Source organism: Mesobacillus subterraneus, from assembly GCF_023715485.1.
Lineage (GTDB): Bacteria > Bacillota > Bacilli > Bacillales > Cytobacillaceae > Mesobacillus > Mesobacillus subterraneus_B.
In genome coordinates, this window is the sequence record NZ_JAMBOF010000006.1 from 127865 (window position 1) to 147817 (window position 19953).

Genomic DNA, 19953 nt, shown 5'->3' on the forward strand with positions numbered 1-19953 from the left:
GACAAAAAAAGCCGAAAAACCAATAAAATTCAAGTGTATGTAAATGAGTCTTAATTACAAATAGAATTACCGATTTCATAGAAATTATTCGAAACAGTTCATTTACTTCGTTATAACAAGATCCTTTTAACTAAATACATAAAAATCCTTAAATAGTTGAAAATACAATTGATTGAATTTCTGGAAATGAATTTTTTTTGAGCTTTACTAGGAATGCCGTAGCGAAAGGGGTGGAGATTTTGTTTCATGCTGCAGTTTTAGCTGGTGGGGTCCTGCTTTCGATAAAACGGGGCAAATGGCAAAAGTGGCGGGAGTATTTGCCGACTTTTTATTACTGGGCTTTATTCAGTTGCTTCTATGAATATATTGCTTACATAGGCAACAAACATTTATGGGAGTTCGAGAAAAATTTTGTCAGCCTTTTCGTTACGGAAACCATGTATACATTTGTATTTTATCCGAGCATGATCATTTTGTTTTTGGGAAACTTTCCAGAGGAGAAAAGGAAGAAAATCTGGCATTACATCAAGTGGGTCTCATTATCGGTACTTATTGAGGCGATTGCTTTAAGATTTGGTGCTATCAAGTTTTCACATGGATGGTCAATGGTTTGGGAGGTTTTTTTCTACAGTACAATGTATCCTATGCTCCGTCTCCATTACAAAAATCCTTTAATTGCCCTGGTACTATCGGTTTTCTTTGTCCTGTTTTATTTGATCATTTTTGATTACCACCTTGTTTGAAAACCGGGATTTATATCCACAAAGAAAAGTTTCCAAAAGCTCTCAAACTTAATTAAGCAAATATGATATTTGAGGTGTGATGTTTTGTCTTACATGCAGGATAAAGAGCGACGTTTGATCGTGGCAGCATTAATCGCGATTGCTCTCTTTCTATCCCCATATTTCATTCTGGGAGACAATGCCCATATCCGGGTCCATGACAATCTAGATTCAAATTTGGCATGGTATAAGTTACTTGCAGAGAGTGGACAGATAGCAGGGTCTGTCACAGCGGAAATCCCTCAGGTAATCAATGGACTACCAAGGAACGCTTTTGGCACAGAATATACATTGATTGTTTGGCTTTACGCCTGGTTCCCAACAATGGTGGCTTATGGATTAAGCCAGGCAATTACCAGGTTCGTTGCATTTTTAGGAATGTTTTTGTTGCTGAAGAAACATTTCATCCATAATGATGACAGTGGAATTATAAGAGTCGGCGTCTCGCTTGCCTTTGCGCTTACTCCATTTTGGCCATCAGGAATGCTGAGTACTTTAGGTATGCCATTGGCACTCTGGGCTTTCTTGAATATTAGGAAAGGTGAGAAAGCTTGGTCTAATTATCTTGTTTTGACCCTACTGCCATTCTATTCGAGCATCGTATTGGGATTTTTCTTTTTCCTTAGCGCTATGGGCCTCTTTTGGCTGAGCGATGTAGTAAGGAGAAAGGGCTGGAACTGGCGGTTCTTCCTGGCTATTGCTTATATGACCCTAGTATATTTCGTTACGGATTATCGTCTGGTTTATTCATTTCTTTTTGATGATGAACCGAATAGCAGAGATGAATATTTCCATGCCCGGCTGAGCTTTGGACATTCATTAAGACTTACGTTTAAAAACTTTATCCTCGGTCATCACCATGCAATGACCGTCCATACTGTGATCATTCTGCCAGTCATAATTGGGGCCATTCTTTTTATTTCGAAAAAAAGAATCTGGAAAATGGAAAAGTCTTTTGTTTTTTTGTTTATCCTCAATTTTATCCTGTCAGCATGGTATGCGTTTTGGTTTTACAAGGGCTGGCTTCCGCTGACAGAAAAATTCCACTTTCTTGATACATTTAATTTTGCCAGATATCATTTTATGCGCCCGCTTATCATTTATATTCTCTTTGCAGCAGGACTGAGTATCCTTTGGAATCAGGGAAGACTTTGGCAAAAAGCAGTACCCTTTTTGATAGCAGCGCAAATCCTGCTTCTGGGATTGACGAATGAAGAAATCGTTTACTCGAATAAGCCCAGTGTAAAAGAGTTTTATGCGGAAGAGCAATTCAAAGAAATCAAAGAACACATTGGCAGAGATCATAAAAGTTACCGAATTGCCAGCATTGGATTACATCCAGCCATCGCGCAGTATAATGGCTTTTACACCCTTGATACCTATAACAACTTTTATCCATTGACATATAAGTACCAGTTCAGAGAAATCATTGAAAATGAACTTGAGAAAAGTAAAAAAATACGGATTTATTTCGATGAGTGGGGCGGCCGCTGCTACCTTTTTACAGCTGAGCTTGGCAAACATTATATGTTTAAGAAAACGTCCAAAAAACGAATCAAGGAATTAGACCTAAACCTGAAACCGTTTAAACAGATGGGTGGAGAATACATAATCTCATCTGTACCGATTGACAATGCATCGGATAATGGCCTCCAGTTTGAGAAGGTATTCGATTCAAAGTCAAGCGCATGGAAAATCTACCTCTATGAAGTTTTATAGCAGCAGGGAGGATACAGCAATGAATATACCAATATTGACAATAGTTGTTCCTAGTTACAATGAAGAAGAAGTGTTAAGCGAGACAATTATACAGTTAAAATCTGTTATGAATTACATGATCTCTAACCTTATTGTTTCTGATAAAAGTAAAATCCTTTTCGTGGATGACGGCAGCAAAGACAGGACTTGGGAATTAATTTACAAGGAGAGTCTCAATAGTGAGACAGTGAAAGGATTAAAACTGTCCAGGAATGTAGGACACCAAAACGCTTTGCTTGCGGGACTGTTTTCAGCAAAGGATGCTTCCGATTGTCTTGTAACAATTGATGCAGATCTGCAGGATGACGTAAATGCCATTGTGGAAATGGTCAAGAAGTATATAGAGGGGTATGAGGTGGTATATGGAGTCCGCAGCAAAAGGGATAGTGACACCATTTTTAAAAGGGTTACTGCCGAAAGCTTTTATAAGTTGATGGACAAACTGGGCGTTAAACTCATCTTCAACCATGCAGATTTTCGCCTGATGAGCAGGCGGGCTGTGGAGGAACTTGAGCAATTTGCGGAAGCAAACATGTTTCTGCGTGGGATTGTACCGTTGATTGGCTTTCAATCCACTTCCGTTTATTATGAAAGGAAGGAACGGGCAGCGGGTGAGACGAAGTATCCTTTGAAAAAAATGCTTGCCTTCGCATTTGATGGAATCACTTCGTTTTCTGTAACTCCTATTAGATTTGTGATGCTGGTCGGCTGTATTTCTTTCTTAGTGAGCCTGGCATTCGGAGTTTATTTTCTTGCTTTGAAATTTTTCGGGAATACAGAGCTTGGATGGACATCGTTAATAACGTCAATCTGGTTAATTGGCGGTCTGCAGCTGATTGCGCTTGGGTTGGTGGGAGAATATATCGGGAAGATTTATAAGGAAACCAAACGCAGGCCAAAATACATTGTCGATATCGATTTATTTAATTTTCCTATATCAAGAAAGCTAATGAATACGGAAGGTAGCAAATATGAGCCAATTACCAATGATGCTCGGAAGCTGGCTGAAAATAACTAATCACCTGGCGCTTAAGCTGGCTTCCTTAATAAATCAAAAAAATTCTTTCATCAAATTCCTGTTGGTCGGCTTGTTGAATACTATTGTTGGATTAGGCTTTATGTTCTTCCTGAAAAACGGCTTTAACTTGCCATACTGGGTTGCCACATTCACAGGAAACACGCTTGGTGCGGTGGTAAGCTTCCTTTTAAACAGGAGTTTTACATTTACCAGCTGCGTACCGATAAAGGAAGGGGTACCAAGGTTCGCCGCAGTCATCATTATATGCTATCTTTTTTCCTTTTCCATCAGCAGACTGCTCGCAGAGTCTTTAACAGACAGAGACTGGCAAATGAATCTAATTTCGAATGATTCACTAGCGATCCTATTAGGTACAGGAATATATACGATATCTAATTATTTAGGCCAGAAATGGTACGTATTTAAAAAAGGAGCAGCTTAACAGATGCTCCTTTTTTGGTTGACTAAAGTGGCAAAAAAGTATAAAAAGAAATGAGGCGCGTTGCAATTATTAAAACAGAGGAGCAATTTGCAAATGGATTTATGGGAGTTATTCGTAGCATTTATTCTTGGTTTAGTAGAAGGGTTAACAGAATTTGCTCCGGTTTCATCTACCGGGCATATGATCATTGTGGATGATCTTTTGCTTCATTCGAAGGAACTATTTACAGAGCCTGTGGCCAATACTTTTAAAGTAGTAATCCAGCTTGGTTCGATATTGGCCGTAGTCATCGTTTTTAAAGACAGGTTCATGAACCTGCTGGGATTAAATAAAAAAGAATCCTTCGGAGATTCGACTGGCAGATTGAGCCTGTCAAAAGTAATTGTTGGCTTGATTCCTGCCGGTGTTACTGGAGTTCTGTTTGAGGATTATATCGATGAACATTTATTCTTTGTTGAAACGGTAATCATCGGTCTCGTTGTCGGGGCCATCCTTTTAATTGTTGCCGACCGTTTGCAGCCTAAAAATCTCAAAACGGAAGATGTTGACCAAATCACCTATAAACAAGCGTTAGGTGTTGGACTGTTTCAATGTCTTGGTTTATGGCCTGGTTTTTCCCGTTCTGGCTCTACGATTGCCGGCGGGGTCCTGCTCAGCATGAGCCACCGTGCGGCTTCAGATTTCACTTTCATCATGGCCGTACCAATCATGCTTGGCGCAAGCGGTATCTCTCTATTAAAAAATTGGGAGTTTTTTACGCTCGATGCGCTGCCGTTTTTCATCGTCGGTTTCCTTAGTGCATTTGTTTTCGCTTTGATTTTCATCAAATTCTTTTTGAAGTTAATCAACAAAATTAAATTAGTGCCATTTGCGATTTACCGAATCATATTGGCAGCTTTGATTTATTTCATTTTTCTTTAAATTGAAAAGGAAAAGGCCATTAAGAGCCTTTTCCTTTTTTTACGTTTACAAATCTCCTTACCAGCGGTGGGCTTTCGCGTTCCCTCTCGCAAGAATGGTGTTCTTCGTGACCTGAGTCTGGCCATTCACTTGAGAATTTAATCGCTTGCGCCTTGTCCAGGTGTGGTGGAAAAGTTCTGAGTGCGGATCCAAATGATCTTTGTAACTCATACAATCACCTCAGGAATGGATTTTTGAAACGTCTGATATTCGTAAGAACATCACTAATAGCGTTTGTATTATTAAATAGCAATATACATCAGAGAAATTTAGTGACGCAAATAAATCTTTTTTTGCTTTTTTTGTAACTTTTTACAATTTTCATCGTATTAACCTTTGAGAAAGCTAAATTGATTACATATTTTTTTAAAAAGAAAGGCTCTGTTAAACACGGCTGTTGATTTTCGTTCCAGACGCTTCGCTTTCCGCGGGGCTGGCGCTGAGCCTCCTCGTCGCTTCGCTCCTGCGGGGTCTCACCTGACCAGCTGCGCCCGCAGGAGTCTACGCGTCTTCCACTACAATCAACAGGGTTTAAAAATCAACATTCAACTTAAACAGAGTCAAAAGAAAAGAGGAGATTGGATGTCGCAATTTGCACTCGAGGTAAAATCATTAACAAAAAGAATCGGCAAAAAGACAATTGTTGATGACGTCAGCTTTCAAGTGGAGCGTGGAGAAATTTTCGGATTGCTGGGACCTAATGGTGCAGGGAAAACGACAATTATCCGTATGATTGTCAGCCTGATAAACCGTACCGGCGGAACTGTATTGGTCAATGGCCAAGATCTGGACGAATCATTTACACAAGCGATGAATGAGTTAGGCGCAATCGTCGAGAATCCTGAGTTTTACAAATATCTTAGTGGTTACAAAAACCTAAAACATTATGCACGTATGGCCCTAACTGATATAACTGAGGAACGAATCGAGGAAGTCACTGAGCTGGTTGGCCTAGAGAATGCTATCCATGATAAAGTACGTACTTATTCACTTGGGATGCGTCAAAGACTGGGCGTGGCGCAGACGATTCTTCATAAGCCATCAATCTTGATTCTTGATGAACCGACTAACGGACTTGACCCACAGGGTATCAGGGAGTTCCGCGATTATTTGCGCTTGCTTGCAAGCCAGGGAACATCAGTATTAGTATCATCACACCTTTTATCAGAAATGCAGCTAATGTGTGATCGTTTCGCGATTATTGAACAGGGGAAACTCGTACATATTTCAACGATGAATGAAAATGAAACGGAAGAAACTAAAGTCACTCGTTCTGTAGAGATGGAAGTATCCAATGCAAGTCATGCTGCAAAGCTTTTGAAGGAAAAAATGCCTGAAGTAAAAGTGACATCCATCAAAGACTCGAGGTTAATTTTATCCGTTGAGAAAGAAACAATTCCTGTAATCAACAAACTGTTGGTATTAAATGATATCGATGTCTTTGAGATTCTGAATGTAAAGGCAACCTTGGAAGACCGCTTCCTGGAAATCACGAATAAGGATAAAAAGGAGCAAACAGTATGATAGCATTAATCCAAAATGAATTAATGAAGATATTTGGCAAAATGGCAAGTTGGATTTATATGGTCATCATTGTGATGGCAGTACTCGTTGCAGGAATTATCTATATGAAGTTCAGCGGTGATCCTAATCCAAATTGGCGTCAGGATACACAGGCAGAAATCACAATGCTGGAAAACCAGATGGGATCAGCTTCTGAGGAAGAAAAAGGTATGATCGAGGAGCAAATCAACCAGACTCAGGAGTATTTGGACAAGGGGATTAACCCAACCGCGAAAACGAACTGGCATTTTATGAATGATGTTGTCGTTCGTGTTAGCTCGCTTGTAACGTTATTCGTCGTGGTTGTTGGCAGTGCCAATGTGGCGGCGGAATTTTCAGATGGAACGATTAAACAGCTTCTAATCCGTCCTCATAGAAGATGGAGCGTATTGCTTTCCAAATATATTGCCGTAATCATATACGCGATGTTAATGGTAGTGACGTTAATTGTATCAGGGTACTTAATTGGCCTCATCCTTTTTGGCAGCGGTGATTTCAATATGAAGATTTTTGAATTCACATTAGAAGGCAGAAAAGAAGCAATTGTCGGCACACAATTTTTCTTGAAAATGCTATATTTTATACCAAGCTTGCTTATGGTAATGACGATCGGTTTCATGCTTTCAACCCTTTTTAAAAGTCAGGCTCTTGCTGTCGGAATCGGTATCTTCGTTTTATTTTTTTCTTCAACCCTGGGAGGCATCATTTTGATGCTCGCGGATAAGTATACTTGGGCTAAGTTTTTGATCTTCCCGCACTTAGATTTAACCGTTTACGCACTTCAAGATAGAATCCTTGAAAACATCACCTTGCCAGTTTCTCTGTCAATACTGGCGATTTATTATGCAGTTTTCATGATGATTACATTTTTCTTCTTCCAGAAGAGGGATATCAGCATTTAGACCGAATTTCTTAAAGAGGGCAGCAAAAGCTGCTCTCTTTTGCTTATATAGAGAGAGGAGTAGGGAGTATGAACCCGTTATTATTGGAATTTCCGACCGAATTTGAAACAGACAGACTGTTAATCAGAATGCCTTTGCCTGGAGACGGAGCCGTCACGTGCGAATCCATTAATACTTCATTGCCCGATTTGAAGCCGTGGATGCCATGGGCGCAAAAGGAACAAACGATTGAAGAAACTGAAATTGTAATACGCGAAGGATACGTAAACTTTTTAAACCGGACTGACTTGCGCTTGCTTGTTTTTAAAAAAGACACAGGCGAATTTATTGCTTCATCAGGGTTGCACCGAATCAACTGGAATGTTCCAAAGTTCGAAATCGGCTACTGGATAGACACCCGCTACAGCGGGCAAGGGTATATGACTGAAGCCGTACAGGGGATCACCGATTTTGCAGTCCGAGAATTAAAGGCACGAAGAGTAGAAATCCGTTGTGATGCTTTAAACGTCAAAAGCAGGGCAATTGCGGAAAGGTTAGGATTCACATTGGAAGGAATTTTGAAGTGTGATTCAGTATCTGTTCAAGGGGAAATCAGAGATACTTGTATATACGCGAAAACAATTTAGGAAGAAAACGGATGATAATGAGCTTTAACAAAAGTTCACATAAAGAAGAGCAGCAATTCAGCTGCTCTTCTTCATTTTTATTGGCCTTGCCACTCTTTTAGTTTTTCGATTACTTTATCGCTGGCCTTACCGGCATCTTCCTGCATTTGCTCCAGTACTTTCTTCCACTTTGGTGCTTCTTCTTTTAATCTTTCTTCAACCTGGCCAGCACGCTCTTTCAATTCCTTCTCGAGATTGTTCGCTTTTTCCCTTATCGCTTTTTCTGTTTCTTCATAATCGACCGTCTTGCCGGAAATACGTGTGTTAACCGAATCCACACTGAATTCCTCAGGTTGAATATGAGGAACAGATTCTTCCATGATGGCGCGGAATATTGGTACCACATCCTTGGAACTGCTGCTCGACAGATAATGATTGCGATCAGTCTTATCGTATCCAAGCCATACAGCCCCGACCAGATTTGGTGTATATCCGACGAACCATTGGTCTTTCGTGCCGTTGATGTCTGCGTAAGGCAGCTGGGTGGATCCGGTCTTGCCGGCAATCTGAGCATTCTTCATTTTAGTTCCTTTTCCAGTCCCGGTTTCGACGACATTCAAAAGCATCGATGTCATTTCATTTGCCACCGATTTGGAAGTGACCCGTGTCGTCGAGCCATCATGCTCGGCAATTACTTTGCCCGTCGGTCCCACAATCTTGGTTATGAGATGAGAGTCATGCTTCTTCCCGCCATTTGGAAAAACGGAGTATGCTTCGGCCATCTTTAGTGGGGAGACGCCATTATGCATACCTCCTAATGCCAGTGCGAGATTTTGGTCTTCTTTTTCAACCTTGATGCCAAACCTTCTAACCGCGTCAATCCCTTTTTCCAATCCGATTTCATTAAGCAGCCAAACTGCCGGTAAATTGATTGATTTTTCGATGGCCTCATACATCGGCACTTCACCCTGGTATGTGTCAGAAAAGTTCTTAGGGCTATAATTCTTAAAGCTCGTCTTCTTGTCTTCCAGCATTGAATCATACTCATAGCCTTCTTCGAGGGCTGGTGTATAAACAGCCAGCGGCTTCATCGTTGAACCGGGCTGTGCTTTCAAATGAGTAGCCCTGTTGAACCCTCTGAAGACCTTTTCGCCGCGGCCGCCGACTAAAGCCCGCACGCCGCCATTGCCGGGATCAAGAAGGACCGAGCCACTTTGTACTAAAACATCACTTGCACGGTCAGGGAAGAGATGATCCTGGCGATATACTTTTTCCAGTCCTGACTGAAGGTTCTGATCAAGTTCTGTATGAATACGATATCCTCTAGTCATAATCTCATCTTGTGTCAGACCGTATTTGGTCGTTGCTTCATCTAGAACGGCATCGACATAAGAAGGATATTTGCGGTCTGCAAGACTGCCTCCGCCATCCTCAAGCTTGATTTCTTCAGCTTTTGCTTTTTTGTATTCAGCATCAGTAATCTTACCCAGTTCATTCATTTTTGCCAGAACGACATTTCTTCTTTTCATTGCCGCTTCGTAATTATTATAGGGGTCCAAGGCAGAAGGGGCCTTTAGGAGACCTGCAAGCATAGCCGCCTCGCTGATCGTGACATCCTGAATATCCTTGGCAAAGTATTTCTTGCTGGCGTTATTGATGCCAAAAGCACCACTGCCGAAATAAACCTGGTTAAGGTACATTTCTATAATTTCGTCCTTTTTATATACCTTTTCTATCTCAACTGCTAAAAATAATTCCTCAACCTTACGTTTGTACGTACGCTCAGAAGACAAAAGAGCATTTTTCGTCAGCTGCTGTGTAAGTGTACTGCCGCCGCCTGTAATGCCACCGGCAAATAGGTTCCCAAAAAACGCGCGGGTTATCCCTTTAATATCAAACCCGTGGTGTTCGTAGAAACGTTCGTCTTCAATCGCGATTACAGCACCAGGTACATACTCAGGCATCTGGTCAATCGGAACTCCGCCTGTCCGATTCGTAGCAAGCTTGCTCGCTTCTGCGCCATCCTTATCATAGATACTTGTAGCCTGACTGAGCCCATCTTTAAGTGTCTGGACATTTGCCCTGCTGGCAATGAAAGCAAACCAGAGAATCGACAACAATATAAAAACCAATAAGATTAATAATAAAATTTGCGTCAGGTGGCGCTTCTTCCAAAATCGGACGACCGCCTCCCTAAATCTGTGCAATAAGTGCATAAGTGATCTCCTTTTTAAAAATGAAGCTTTTTAGTATATTTCATTGCTGGTAAAATTAGGTTAGATACCGAATTTATCTTTACATTATAAATGATTTCAATGCTTATGCAAAAGCGGAAGCATTTTTCGGCTTATTATTAGTATTACAATAAATTTAAAAATATTTTAATTAAATTGAAACAAATGTCGGACTCGTGCGACTTATTAGGGATTGGGGGAGTGATAAGTGGATGAAAAGCGGCTTGATATAAATGAAATTTATGATAAATATTATCGCGATGTCTATCATTTCGCACTTTATTTTACAAATAACAAACAGGAAGCAGAGGATATTACTCAAGAAACATTCATAAAAATCATCAAGTCAATTAGTACTCTAAAGGACCCGGATCGATTAAAGACATGGATCCTGTCAATCGCAAGAAATACAGCTATGGATTTGCACCGTAAAAGAAAGTTTGTCAGCCTGTTTCCCGAATGGGTATTCGATAAAGAAAAAGACAGCATCACTCCAGAGGACCGGCTGATTCAAAAAGGCGAATGGACGGAGCTACACAGTGCCTTGTTGAAATTGAAACAGCAATACAGAACAGTTGTGATTTTACGTGGATTAAAGGAATTAAGTATAAAAGAAACGGCTGATATTCTAGGATGCAGTGAAGCGAAGGTGCGAGTAGATTACCATCGTGGACTTCAGCTGCTGAAAAAGCAGGTTTTATCCAATGATGAAGGGTGGGGACTAAAAGATGGACAATCGTAAGCAGGATTCGTTTGACCAAAGGTTCCTCGCGCCGCTTAAAAACAGGCCAGGACTCGAACCGGATGAAAGCTTTGTCGAAAAGCTAAGGACCGAAATCTCACAGGAAAGCAAAATTAATAATTTGCCGTTCAAACCTAAATGGCGCTGGCCTGTGCTCGTGCCAATGGCAATGGCAGTGTTATTATTTTCTGTGTTGACAGCATCATTTGTCGGGAAAGAAACGCAGATGGATAATAAATCCGGCAGTGATAAAATAGCCATAACGTCAGATACAGGAGATAGTAACAAGAAAGATAATACACCAAAAAAGGAAAGAGATATCTATCAACTTATCAATGATCATCAAGCATTTGATAGACTGTACAATCAAATCTCAAAAGAAACAGGTTCAACAACAGTTGGCAGAGAGTTGGTCTATTATTTTGATGCATTAGAAAAAGATGATAAAGATTACTTAAGGGAACACCTTGAAGACGGATATTCAACAAAAAAGCTGACTGATTTGGTTGATTATTACAAAATGGCTGATTTTACTACTCTGAAGGTTGAAACAATATATAAGGATACAGGTGCATTCACATACCAGGTGGTTATTAGTTACATGGATAAAGGACGGAAAGAAGCGGTCAAAAAAAGATTAATTCTAGACGTCACGGGGAAAACCATTATTTCTGACTATGTTACTCCTGACAGCTGGGACAAAGAGAAAGACCTGCTAGTAAAGAAGAAAATTGAGTTAATTGAAAACAATCTAACATATGGAATGAGTAAGGACGAGGCAGAAAGGATTTTCGGCGCTGATTATAAAATTATCGAAAATCCGGAAATTGAGGGGGAAGGAAAAGAAGAATGGTTCTATCAATTTTTTGTAGAAGAGGGCACAAAAAGCAGTGTTGAGTCTGACTATATTGTGGATTTTACAAACCTACAGAACCAAAAGGTCGGAATCCAATTTTGGATTGGCTGGTCATCCCAGAATGAAGCAATTAGAATGACTGTCTTCTATACACAGGATGGCCAAGTATTTGCAAATTATCTAACAGAAGAGGGAATTCGTAAAAATCAGGAATCCTCACTTGGGGAATTAAAGCAGATTGGAGACACATTTAAGCTAAGCGAAAAGGAAAGAAGCATATACGATCGATTTAAGTTGGACCGTGAAAGCAAACATTTAAAGGACCTTGGTCCCATTAATGTCGCAAAGCTTTACATTCAGGCAAGCCTGGACGGTGACGCAGAAACCCAATATGCCTTATATACAACGAGACCTGATCGTGTTAGGTGGTCAAAGGAGGAACATGTAGGTTACGCCAAAAATGAAAAAACCTCATCAGAATCTTTATTGGCAAGCCTCGGGGGGATACAGAATGGCATATTTAATGAGGAAAGTGATTTTGAAGGATTTATAAGCTTTGAAACCAGCAATGGGCCGGGTTTTTTCCAAATGGTAAAAGACATAGACGGTATCTGGAAGGTCGCTTTTATGCCTATCCAATAAATTATAAGATTGATCAAAAACCAAACGTCTGGCTAATTCTTTATGCCAGACGTTTGGTCATTTTTTAAATTAAGGTTCTCTATTTCTGCTCCTGTGATTAACCAATCACCAGCCCATTGCTCAATGGAATGAAGCACTGGTTTCAGTGCCATACCTTTTTCTGTAAGGGAATATTCCACTCTCACCGGTATTTCTGAAAATACTTCTCGTTTGACGATGCCTTCTTTTTCAAGGTCCTTTAAACGTTCAGACAGAAGCCTCCCGCTGAGCGGCAGTGATGACTCAATCTCTGAGAATCGATGTTTGCCTGTCAGTAGCTGGTGGATGATTAGACCAGTCCATCTTTTGCTCAGGATTTGCATTGCGTGTTCGAATCTAGGACAAAGCTGATACATAAAAGTCACCTCAATAATAGTATAACTTTTTTCAAGATACTTTACATAAATTTGTTCTGAAATTACTCTTTCTTACTAAAAGTAAGTGGATAAAGGAGAACATTGCCAATTAAGAATAATTTCTTCTAGGCTTTGGACTATCGAACTCTTCAAAGACTCCACACTTTAATATCAAAATAATGAAGATAAAAGGCATGGGATTCAATCCATGCCTTCATACATACTAAAACGAGACTTTTATAACTTTTTCATTGTTAAGTTCTTTTTCGTTTTCATCAAAAACCTTACTCGTTATAATGGAGAGCGATTTAAAATCGGATTTTTCAATGATAAATCCTATATTGCCAGCCTTTTTTTCACCTGGTTCGATTTTCCCGTTCAATTCTTCCAAATAAATATCATCTTCCCAGGTTTTCTTTTCGCCCTTGTCTGTTTCCAGCAAGGCTGCTGGTGCGAAGTTCAGCGTTTCATTAGATTGGTTTTCGATCTCAACAAAAATTTTTACAAAATTAAATACTTCTTCATGAGTGTAACTATGGAAAAAGTCAATCAGGCTATAATCAGGACGATAACTTAAGACCTTTACTTCTTTAACAATCAATCTGATGGGCCCGACATCTATTTCTTCATCTACCTTTTTAATAGCCTTCAATTCTGCTTCGCCCTTTTCATCTGAAAAAGATTCACCGACATTCACCAGGCTCCGGTCATCTGTCACCTGAGGATTTGATACATATTCACCGGCATTTTTGCGGGGAGGAGTACTATTTTCCTCAGAATGCATTTTATCCCTAGCTGATCCATTTTCATGTCCATCTAGAGATTCATTTTCCTGGTCACAGCCAACAAGCGAACCTAATAAAATCAAAACTACAATTAAATTTCTCATATCGCACCTTCCGGCAGTTGATAAACAAACTTCCCGCTGTCTGGATGACAGCGGGATAGCTAGTCTTGATTATTTATCTTCAATTACGATTGGTTTATTCCCAGTTTGCAGGATGCTGAACACATGTTTGGCCAAATCAGTGTTTTCGATTTTACCAGCGAGTGCTTCTCTTGATGGACCAAAAGCATAAACGTTAACGTCTTCACCAGTATGGCCACTGGTTGTCCAGCCTGTATGGGAGCGATCATTGAAAATCTCTTCAATTGCATTGTCGATGACCAATACTTTATTTGAAGCTGAAGCTTCCTTAACAGCATTGACTTCTTCTGATGTCAGCTCAAAATCAATGTACTCATTCAACGTTTCTTCAACATCTGCACCGTTTGCGATTCGTTCAGCCATGAAATCAGGTGTGCGTTTCGCTGCCTTGATTGGCTCAGGGAACCAGTTGTAGATACCATCTGCGCCAATGGAGTAGCCGCCTGTTGAATGGTCAGCGGTTGCAATGACTAGTGTATGCTTATCCTTTTTGGCAAATTCAATCGCAGCCTTGAACGCTTTTTCATAGTCTTCCATTTCGCTCATTGCTCCGACAATATCATTGTCATGCCCAGCCCAGTCGATCTGGCTTCCTTCTACCATGAGGAAAAAGCCATCTTGATCTTTGTTAAGTCTTTCAATTGCAGATTTTGTCATCTCTTCAAGGGAAGGAATATCTTCTGTACGGTCGATCATCTTCGGAAGACCACGCGGTGCGAACAATCCAAGAATTTTTTCACTCTTATCACCATTAAGCTCTTCTTTCGTAGAAGCGAAGCTGTAGCCATCTTTTTGGAACTCAGCAATCAGATTCCTGTCTGTCCGGTCAAATAAATCAGTGCCCCCGCCCAATAAAACATCTACTTTATGCTCACCATTGATTAATTCATCATAGTAATCATCCGCGATGGCATTCATATTTTTACGGTGTTCGTCGTGCGCTCCGAAAGATGCAGGAGTCGCATGGGTAATTTCCGAAGTTGCAACAAGTCCAGTAGACTTGCCTTTTTCCTTCGCGGATTCAAGAACTGTTTTCACTTCGGATTTATCATTATCTACACCTATTGCCGCATTATATGTTTTTATACCAGAAGACATAGCAGTTGCGGAAGAAGCAGAATCAGTAATGTTTTGCTCTGGATCTTCAGCATAGGTAGATTGCTGCCCAATAAGATATTTATCGAATTCAGTTCCTTCTGCAAGTTTAGTAGTTGGATCATCCTTTAAGTACCGGTATGCGGAAGTATAAGAGACACCCATACCATCACCGATCATGAAAATGACGTTTTTGATTTTAGCATTATTCTCCTTCGGTGATTCCTTTGCATCCGCAGTAAAAGTGCCTGTAAGTCCGCCAATGGCGAGTGATGAAACGACAGCAAACGGAAGCATTTTTTTGGTTAGGTTCTTTTTCATGTTCTTTTTCCCCTCCAATTACTAGTTTTCAAGGTTAATTATAGTCTATTTTTAGAAAATTTCATGTTTTGAGGAAGGGGGGATAATCGGTACTTAGTAGCAGAATTATGAATATTTGCTTATATAACGCGTTTCAATAGAACTATCGAATTATATTAACATATAAAATTATGAATTTCATTAGAAAAAACGGCACAAAAAAAGAGTTTGAAAGACGGATTCTTCCAAAACATGACAAAAGATGTGTTTTTGAAAATTGTGGAATATATTTATCAGTAAGGAAGAAAGGGAACTTGTATGGCATAAAGCAGCGTATCAACAATTTTAAAGATGAAAAAAGGATGAATCTTTTAAGATTCACCCTCAATTATAATAATTATTTACCACCCAGCCGGCAGCATAGCAACCGGCATAAGAGCTACTTTATATGTGTATCCGCCATCCTTAGTTCCAGTAGGGTACAAAGAAGTCGCCATGTAGATAACCTTAATCGAATTATCCTGGGAAAACTCAGTTACATAAACGATTCTATCTGCCATAAACCCGATTTGTTCCTCAGTCCATAAAATCCTGTCTGCCATGAAACCGATTTGATCTACTGTATATAAAACTCCGTCAAGGCTTTGTGAGTAAGAGTCAGCTCCCATTTGTCCTACTTTTACGATCACATCTGCTGTAGTTGTAGCTGCTTCAGCTTTGTGCTGTGGAAGTCCAACTGCAACCAGAGATAGAACCATTGAGAAAACAATGATGGATTTAGCTAAAATGTTTTTCATGTAAAAATTCCTCCTATTTAAATACCCTAATGGGTATCTTATGTAAATAATATATAATACTATAATTTTATTGTCAACCTTAAAAAGTGAAAGATGAACTGACAGAATGGTTACATTTTTTTCTTTCTTTTTTAGTAACAAAATAACTGAATCGCTAATCCCTAAAACTTTAATTTATAGATACAGGAATTTTTTCAAAATGGATTGTGCTTTCACGTAGTCAGGAGTAAGATGTAATAGTTGAAATAAGAGAGGAGTTGGTATTGTTGGGTTATTCAATAGAACCTGATCCCGACAGGTGCGGGGAAGTCGATAATCTATTAGAATTGGTACAATTGAATGCTGCAAGACTATCAACTCTGAAAAAAGGTAGTTGGCTTCCTCAATAAATGATGAGGAGGTTTGGTAGAATGCTTGAAATTTTCAAGAGTAACGCAGAAAGACAGCTTGAATCCGTTGAAGAAATAACAAAAGGCTGTTGGGTGAACATGGTTCATCCATCTGAAGATGAAATAATGAGAGTAGCAAATGAAACTGGAATTGCCGTTGATTTTGTTAAGGATGCACTGGATGATGAAGAACGGCCAAGGATTGAAAAGGAAGATGGCAATGTTTACATCATTGTTGACTATCCCTACATTACCCATGATGAATCGGGCTTTCCAATTTATGAGACCATTCCAGTCGGGATCATTCAGACTGCGGGTTGCATAATTACTGTTTCGCTTAAGGAAACTCCGGTGCTTAATGAATTCAGAAGTAACAGGGTGAAGGAATTTTTCACGTTTAAAAAGACAAGATTTGCTTTGCAAATTCTTTATGTCATTTCGATTTATTACTTACGGTATCTGAAACAAATCAATAAAAAGACAAACGAAATTGAACGCGAGCTTCATCAGTCGATGAAGAATAAAGAACTTTATGCCTTTCTTGCTCTGGAAAAAAGCTTAGTATATTTTACAACTTCGCTTAAATCCAACAAAGTAGTACTGGCCAAAATAATGCGATTCAATTTTCTAAAAATGTATGAGGAAGACAAGGATTTACTTGAAGATGTCATCATTGAAAATACACAGGCCATCGAAATGGCTGAAACATACAGTTCGATTTTAAGCGGCATGATGGATGCCTTTGCCTCGATCATTTCAAACAACCTTAATATGGTGATGAAGTTTTTGACTTCCATCACGATCATTTTGTCCTTTCCGACTATGGTCGCTAGCTTTTATGGAATGAATGTTAATTTACCATTACAGCATAATCCATACGCATTTTTCTTTGCCATCAGCATGGCCGTTTTATTAGCTGGATTGACAGCCTTCATATTCTGGAAGAAAAAATATTTTTAAAATTTCGCCTGGACGCTAAGTCCGGGCGTTTTTTAGTCTAAAAAACTTTTTTTTACATATTCATTCTGTAAGGAAGGTTGTCTTTTTAAAAACTTTGTTTTTGATCTCAGCAAATGGTTCACTGATATTTTACTGGAGTATCTAAAGCACAAGATTAGGGTGATTTAATGAGTACAATATTTATCAATCTGTATAAAAGAATCATGAATATTTTAGTCATATTAGCTTGTACCTTGAGTTTATTTCTTTTGGCAGGTTTCATTTCATCCATAAACATCAGTTTTTTCAAATTCAAAGTGAACGGTGATATTGGCGCTGAAGTTTTCTTAAGGATCATCAGCTATGAAAACACATTGATTGGACATGCATTAACAGGATCGAACGCAGATTTTGCTATAATCCCAACTGGGTTCAAACTTATTACTAACATTGAAATGAATGACATAAGGAGCCTGATTAGGAGTGAAATCCCTGGATTTATGGCTTTTGATTCAAACTTCCTGATTGCAGATAAGGGTGTCAATTTTACCGATATTCCGATTGAATCGGCTCCTCCAATGGAAGTTTTGCTTCAGGAAAGAAATATGGCAGCCAACGAGCTGAAAGAGCTGAACAGCGGAAATACTCCCTCTGGCGCTCCGCCTTCTGAGAAATCCGTTTTCATTTACCACACTCACAGCTGGGAATCCTATTTGCCTCTGCTCGGCTTAGAAGGTGCGGAGAACGAAAATATTGCTGTGGATGGTAAAACTAATATAACTATAGTAGGCGATTTGCTTGGAAAAGAGTTAGAGAAACGTGGAATTGGGTCGAGCGTTGATAAAACAAATGTAGGTCAGGCGCTGAAAAACAAAGGCTGGCAAACACCTAAATCATACGAAATTTCACGGTCTTTAGTTCAGAGCGCAATGTCAGGTAACTCGAACCTGAAGTATTTTATCGATTTGCATCGTGATTCCGTCAGGAAAGACTCTACAACAGCGAATATTAATAACCAGCCATACGCAAAGCTTGTATTCGTAATTGGAGAGGAAAATAAAAACTTTCAACAAAACCTAAAGTTTGCCAATGAATTGCATCAAATCCTAAATAAAAACTATCCGGGTATCAGCAAAGGAGTTTTGCCGAAAAAGGGGATAGGTGTTGATGGAATTTATAATCAGGATTTGCATTCAAATTCACTTGTTGTTGAAGTAGGCGGTGTTGATAATAATATGAAGGAGCTAAAAAATACAGTTGAGGCATTGGCAGAAGCGATCAGCCAAATCTATTGGAAGGCTGAAGAAGTAAATGGCTAAAAATAGGGAAAGCTACCTATGGCTTTTGTGGATGAGTGCGAGTACTTTACTTGCCTACTTTTACCTTTCAATAACGGTGACGATCGCGCTTTTCTTATCAGGCCTGATCATGGTAAGTAAGTGCTTGATAGAGGATTTTTTAAGAACTCAAGATGATGAAGAAAGAAGGGATTAAAAAAAACCATTGAAGCAATCTGCTTCAATGGTTTTTGATGGGAGAATTTCTAACAGAATTCCCTCCGGAAATTCGCCTTACTTAAACCAACCTTTTTTCCTGAACCAGAGAAACATTGTGATCCCAATGAAAAACATCGTAAATAATGCGCCAAAATACCCAAACGTCCAGTTAAGCTCTGGCATGTTTTTAAAGTTCATTCCATATATTCCGGCTATGAAGGTTAAAGGCATGAAAATGGTTGTTATCACAGTAAGCACCTTCATTACGCGGTTTGTTTCGTGAAAATTAATGGATAGGTAGCTGTCACGCATGTCAGTGGTCAGCTCACGGCTGGCGTCCACCTTTTCTGCCAATCTTAATAAATGGTCATGTATGTCAGCGAAATATTCTTTTTGGGCTATAATCTCAGCTAGCCTGTGAGAGTTGATCATCCGGTATACGAGGTCTCTCATCGGAGTAATCGTATGCCTTAACGAAAGCAATTCATGTCTTGTATCAAATAAATCCTCCAGTATCTCTTCCATCGAACGGTCCGCAAAATTTTCATCAATATCATTCAATAAATCTTCAATCTTATAAACATGGGGGAAATAGTTATCAACAATTTTATCCAGAACATGATAAAGAACAACTGATGGGGACCAGTCTCCAGGTGATTTTGCCATCTCTAATCTTTTCCAGACGTCATCAATCTCCCGGTTGTTCTCATTATGAAAAGTTACGACATAATTCGATCCTAAAAACAGGTCCACTTCTTCTTTTGTCATTGAATCAGCATCAAGAGCCTGGAAAACAAAAAAATGATAATCATCATAATAATCCAGTTTTGGCCTTTGCAAAGTATGAATACAATCTTCTATTGATAAAGGATGGAATCGAAGCGGTTCTTTTAATAATTCTATTTCTTCATCGGAAGGCACGTTGAAATCAATCCAATACCATCGAAAAGCCCCTGAAATTAATTTCTGTATACTGAGGTTTTTCAGAAGCTCGCCCGAAGGGGTAACAGCAATAGTTCGAATCATAGTATCTCCTGTAAAACTTTTTTATCTATTATATTAGTAATATTGATTAAGATGCAAAGCAGAAGCCTGAAGCAGGTCTTCATC

20 protein-coding genes are annotated in these 19953 nt (G+C 39.4%); 13 read left to right on the top strand and 7 right to left on the bottom strand.

What is annotated here, in order from left to right; all coding sequences use genetic code 11:
- Positions 1-239 precede the first annotated feature (239 nt).
- The 5 genes from M3204_RS10480 to M3204_RS10500 all read left to right on the top strand — a co-directional run bounded on the left by M3204_RS10480 (position 240) and on the right by M3204_RS10500 (position 4921).
- Entirely contained in the window at positions 240-743 is a 504-nt protein-coding gene (locus M3204_RS10480) for a CBO0543 family protein (RefSeq protein WP_251481207.1), read from the top strand.
- Positions 744-836: 93 nt separating this feature from the next.
- A complete protein-coding gene (locus tag M3204_RS10485) occupies positions 837-2501 on the top strand; it encodes a DUF6044 family protein (protein ID WP_251481609.1) in 1665 nt (554 codons plus the stop codon).
- A 19-nt stretch (positions 2502-2520) separates the two neighbouring features.
- On the top strand, positions 2521-3558 hold the full coding sequence (locus M3204_RS10490) for a glycosyltransferase family 2 protein (RefSeq protein ID WP_251481208.1): 1038 nt from the start codon (positions 2521-2523) through the stop codon (positions 3556-3558).
- Complete coding sequence (locus M3204_RS10495; protein ID WP_251481209.1) at positions 3512-4000, top strand: GtrA family protein; 489 nt, start codon at positions 3512-3514, stop codon at positions 3998-4000. Before M3204_RS10490 ends, M3204_RS10495 begins: the two co-directional genes overlap by 47 nt.
- Positions 4001-4093: 93 nt before the next feature.
- Positions 4094-4921 carry an undecaprenyl-diphosphate phosphatase gene (locus M3204_RS10500; RefSeq protein ID WP_251481210.1) on the top strand — a complete coding sequence of 276 codons (828 nt, stop codon included), beginning with the start codon at positions 4094-4096 and terminating at the stop codon, positions 4919-4921.
- A 57-nt stretch (positions 4922-4978) separates the two neighbouring features.
- Here M3204_RS10500 and M3204_RS10505 read toward each other — a convergent pair whose 3' ends face one another.
- The gene (locus tag M3204_RS10505) at positions 4979-5131 is read right to left on the bottom strand and encodes a YpzG family protein (RefSeq protein WP_081742094.1); all 153 of its coding nucleotides are present in this window, start codon (positions 5129-5131) and stop codon (positions 4979-4981) included.
- A gap of 411 nt (positions 5132-5542) precedes the next feature.
- Between M3204_RS10505 and M3204_RS10510 the strand changes: the two genes are divergently transcribed.
- From M3204_RS10510 to M3204_RS10520, 3 genes are all read left to right on the top strand, one after another.
- Positions 5543-6484 carry an ABC transporter ATP-binding protein gene (locus tag M3204_RS10510; protein ID WP_251481211.1) on the top strand — a complete coding sequence of 314 codons (942 nt, stop codon included), beginning with the start codon at positions 5543-5545 and terminating at the stop codon, positions 6482-6484.
- Positions 6481-7425, top strand: a complete 945-nt coding sequence (locus M3204_RS10515; RefSeq protein WP_251481212.1) for an ABC transporter permease — start codon at positions 6481-6483, stop codon at positions 7423-7425. The genes M3204_RS10510 and M3204_RS10515 overlap by 4 nt, the downstream gene beginning before the upstream one ends.
- A 68-nt stretch (positions 7426-7493) precedes the next feature.
- The gene (locus M3204_RS10520) at positions 7494-8051 is read left to right on the top strand and encodes a GNAT family N-acetyltransferase (protein WP_251481213.1); all 558 of its coding nucleotides are present in this window, start codon (positions 7494-7496) and stop codon (positions 8049-8051) included.
- 77 nt (positions 8052-8128) lie between these two features.
- On the opposite strand, the gene M3204_RS10525 is transcribed toward M3204_RS10520, so the two are convergent.
- Positions 8129-10246, bottom strand: coding sequence for a transglycosylase domain-containing protein (locus M3204_RS10525; RefSeq protein WP_251481214.1), 2118 nt, complete (start codon positions 10244-10246; stop codon positions 8129-8131).
- A gap of 226 nt (positions 10247-10472) precedes the next feature.
- On the opposite strand from M3204_RS10525, the gene M3204_RS10530 reads away from it, so the two are divergent.
- Both M3204_RS10530 and M3204_RS10535 read left to right on the top strand, forming a co-directional pair.
- On the top strand, positions 10473-11006 hold the full coding sequence (locus M3204_RS10530; RefSeq protein WP_251481215.1) for an RNA polymerase sigma factor: 534 nt from the start codon (positions 10473-10475) through the stop codon (positions 11004-11006).
- Positions 10993-12504, top strand: a complete 1512-nt coding sequence (locus tag M3204_RS10535) for a hypothetical protein (RefSeq protein WP_251481216.1) — start codon at positions 10993-10995, stop codon at positions 12502-12504. The genes M3204_RS10530 and M3204_RS10535 overlap by 14 nt, the downstream gene beginning before the upstream one ends.
- A 32-nt stretch (positions 12505-12536) precedes the next feature.
- Here M3204_RS10535 and M3204_RS10540 read toward each other — a convergent pair whose 3' ends face one another.
- The 4 genes from M3204_RS10540 to M3204_RS10555 all read right to left on the bottom strand — a co-directional run bounded on the left by M3204_RS10540 (position 12537) and on the right by M3204_RS10555 (position 16019).
- Positions 12537-12899: a winged helix-turn-helix transcriptional regulator gene (locus M3204_RS10540; RefSeq protein ID WP_251481217.1), complete on the bottom strand. Its 363-nt coding sequence runs from the start codon at positions 12897-12899 to the stop codon at positions 12537-12539.
- A 223-nt stretch (positions 12900-13122) separates the two neighbouring features.
- Positions 13123-13788, bottom strand: coding sequence for a DUF4352 domain-containing protein (locus M3204_RS10545; protein WP_251481218.1), 666 nt, complete (start codon positions 13786-13788; stop codon positions 13123-13125).
- 69 nt (positions 13789-13857) lie between these two features.
- Entirely contained in the window at positions 13858-15243 is a 1386-nt protein-coding gene (locus M3204_RS10550) for an alkaline phosphatase (protein ID WP_251481219.1), read from the bottom strand.
- A gap of 380 nt (positions 15244-15623) precedes the next feature.
- The gene (locus tag M3204_RS10555) at positions 15624-16019 is read right to left on the bottom strand and encodes a hypothetical protein (RefSeq protein WP_251481220.1); all 396 of its coding nucleotides are present in this window, start codon (positions 16017-16019) and stop codon (positions 15624-15626) included.
- A 410-nt stretch (positions 16020-16429) separates the two neighbouring features.
- On the opposite strand from M3204_RS10555, the gene M3204_RS10560 reads away from it, so the two are divergent.
- The 3 genes from M3204_RS10560 to M3204_RS10570 all read left to right on the top strand — a co-directional run bounded on the left by M3204_RS10560 (position 16430) and on the right by M3204_RS10570 (position 18841).
- Positions 16430-17368: a magnesium transporter CorA family protein gene (locus M3204_RS10560; protein WP_251481222.1), complete on the top strand. Its 939-nt coding sequence runs from the start codon at positions 16430-16432 to the stop codon at positions 17366-17368.
- 167 nt (positions 17369-17535) lie between these two features.
- Positions 17536-18666 carry a stage II sporulation protein P gene (gene spoIIP / locus M3204_RS10565; RefSeq protein WP_251481223.1) on the top strand — a complete coding sequence of 377 codons (1131 nt, stop codon included), beginning with the start codon at positions 17536-17538 and terminating at the stop codon, positions 18664-18666.
- Complete coding sequence (locus tag M3204_RS10570) at positions 18659-18841, top strand: hypothetical protein (protein ID WP_251481224.1); 183 nt, start codon at positions 18659-18661, stop codon at positions 18839-18841. Before spoIIP ends, M3204_RS10570 begins: the two co-directional genes overlap by 8 nt.
- Before the next feature lie 77 nt (positions 18842-18918).
- Here the strand turns inward: M3204_RS10570 and corA are convergent, their stop codons facing one another.
- Positions 18919-19869 carry a magnesium/cobalt transporter CorA gene (corA, locus tag M3204_RS10575; protein WP_251481225.1) on the bottom strand — a complete coding sequence of 317 codons (951 nt, stop codon included), beginning with the start codon at positions 19867-19869 and terminating at the stop codon, positions 18919-18921.
- Positions 19870-19953: the final 84 nt, after the last annotated feature.

Bases quoted from the DNA above. Each gene is read 5' to 3' on its own strand.
- M3204_RS10560 (WP_251481222.1), top strand. From the start codon at position 16,430: ATGCTTGAAATTTTCAAGAGTAACGCAGAAAGACAGCTTGAATCCGTT.
- M3204_RS10545 (WP_251481218.1), bottom strand. From the start codon at position 13,788: ATGAGAAATTTAATTGTAGTTTTGATTTTATTAGGTTCGCTTGTTGGC.
- M3204_RS10535 (WP_251481216.1), top strand. From the start codon at position 10,993: ATGGACAATCGTAAGCAGGATTCGTTTGACCAAAGGTTCCTCGCGCCG.
- M3204_RS10485 (WP_251481609.1), top strand. From the start codon at position 837: ATGCAGGATAAAGAGCGACGTTTGATCGTGGCAGCATTAATCGCGATT.
- spoIIP (WP_251481223.1), top strand. From the start codon at position 17,536: ATGAGTACAATATTTATCAATCTGTATAAAAGAATCATGAATATTTTA.
- M3204_RS10495 (WP_251481209.1), top strand. From the start codon at position 3,512: ATGAGCCAATTACCAATGATGCTCGGAAGCTGGCTGAAAATAACTAAT.
- corA (WP_251481225.1), bottom strand. From the start codon at position 19,869: ATGATTCGAACTATTGCTGTTACCCCTTCGGGCGAGCTTCTGAAAAAC.
- M3204_RS10500 (WP_251481210.1), top strand. From the start codon at position 4,094: ATGGATTTATGGGAGTTATTCGTAGCATTTATTCTTGGTTTAGTAGAA.
- M3204_RS10540 (WP_251481217.1), bottom strand. From the start codon at position 12,899: ATGTATCAGCTTTGTCCTAGATTCGAACACGCAATGCAAATCCTGAGC.
- M3204_RS10490 (WP_251481208.1), top strand. From the start codon at position 2,521: ATGAATATACCAATATTGACAATAGTTGTTCCTAGTTACAATGAAGAA.
- M3204_RS10550 (WP_251481219.1), bottom strand. From the start codon at position 15,243: ATGAAAAAGAACCTAACCAAAAAAATGCTTCCGTTTGCTGTCGTTTCA.
- M3204_RS10555 (WP_251481220.1), bottom strand. From the start codon at position 16,019: ATGAAAAACATTTTAGCTAAATCCATCATTGTTTTCTCAATGGTTCTA.
- M3204_RS10525 (WP_251481214.1), bottom strand. From the start codon at position 10,246: ATGCACTTATTGCACAGATTTAGGGAGGCGGTCGTCCGATTTTGGAAG.
- M3204_RS10520 (WP_251481213.1), top strand. From the start codon at position 7,494: ATGAACCCGTTATTATTGGAATTTCCGACCGAATTTGAAACAGACAGA.
- M3204_RS10570 (WP_251481224.1), top strand. From the start codon at position 18,659: ATGGCTAAAAATAGGGAAAGCTACCTATGGCTTTTGTGGATGAGTGCG.
- M3204_RS10510 (WP_251481211.1), top strand. From the start codon at position 5,543: ATGTCGCAATTTGCACTCGAGGTAAAATCATTAACAAAAAGAATCGGC.
- M3204_RS10515 (WP_251481212.1), top strand. From the start codon at position 6,481: ATGATAGCATTAATCCAAAATGAATTAATGAAGATATTTGGCAAAATG.
- M3204_RS10505 (WP_081742094.1), bottom strand. From the start codon at position 5,131: ATGAGTTACAAAGATCATTTGGATCCGCACTCAGAACTTTTCCACCAC.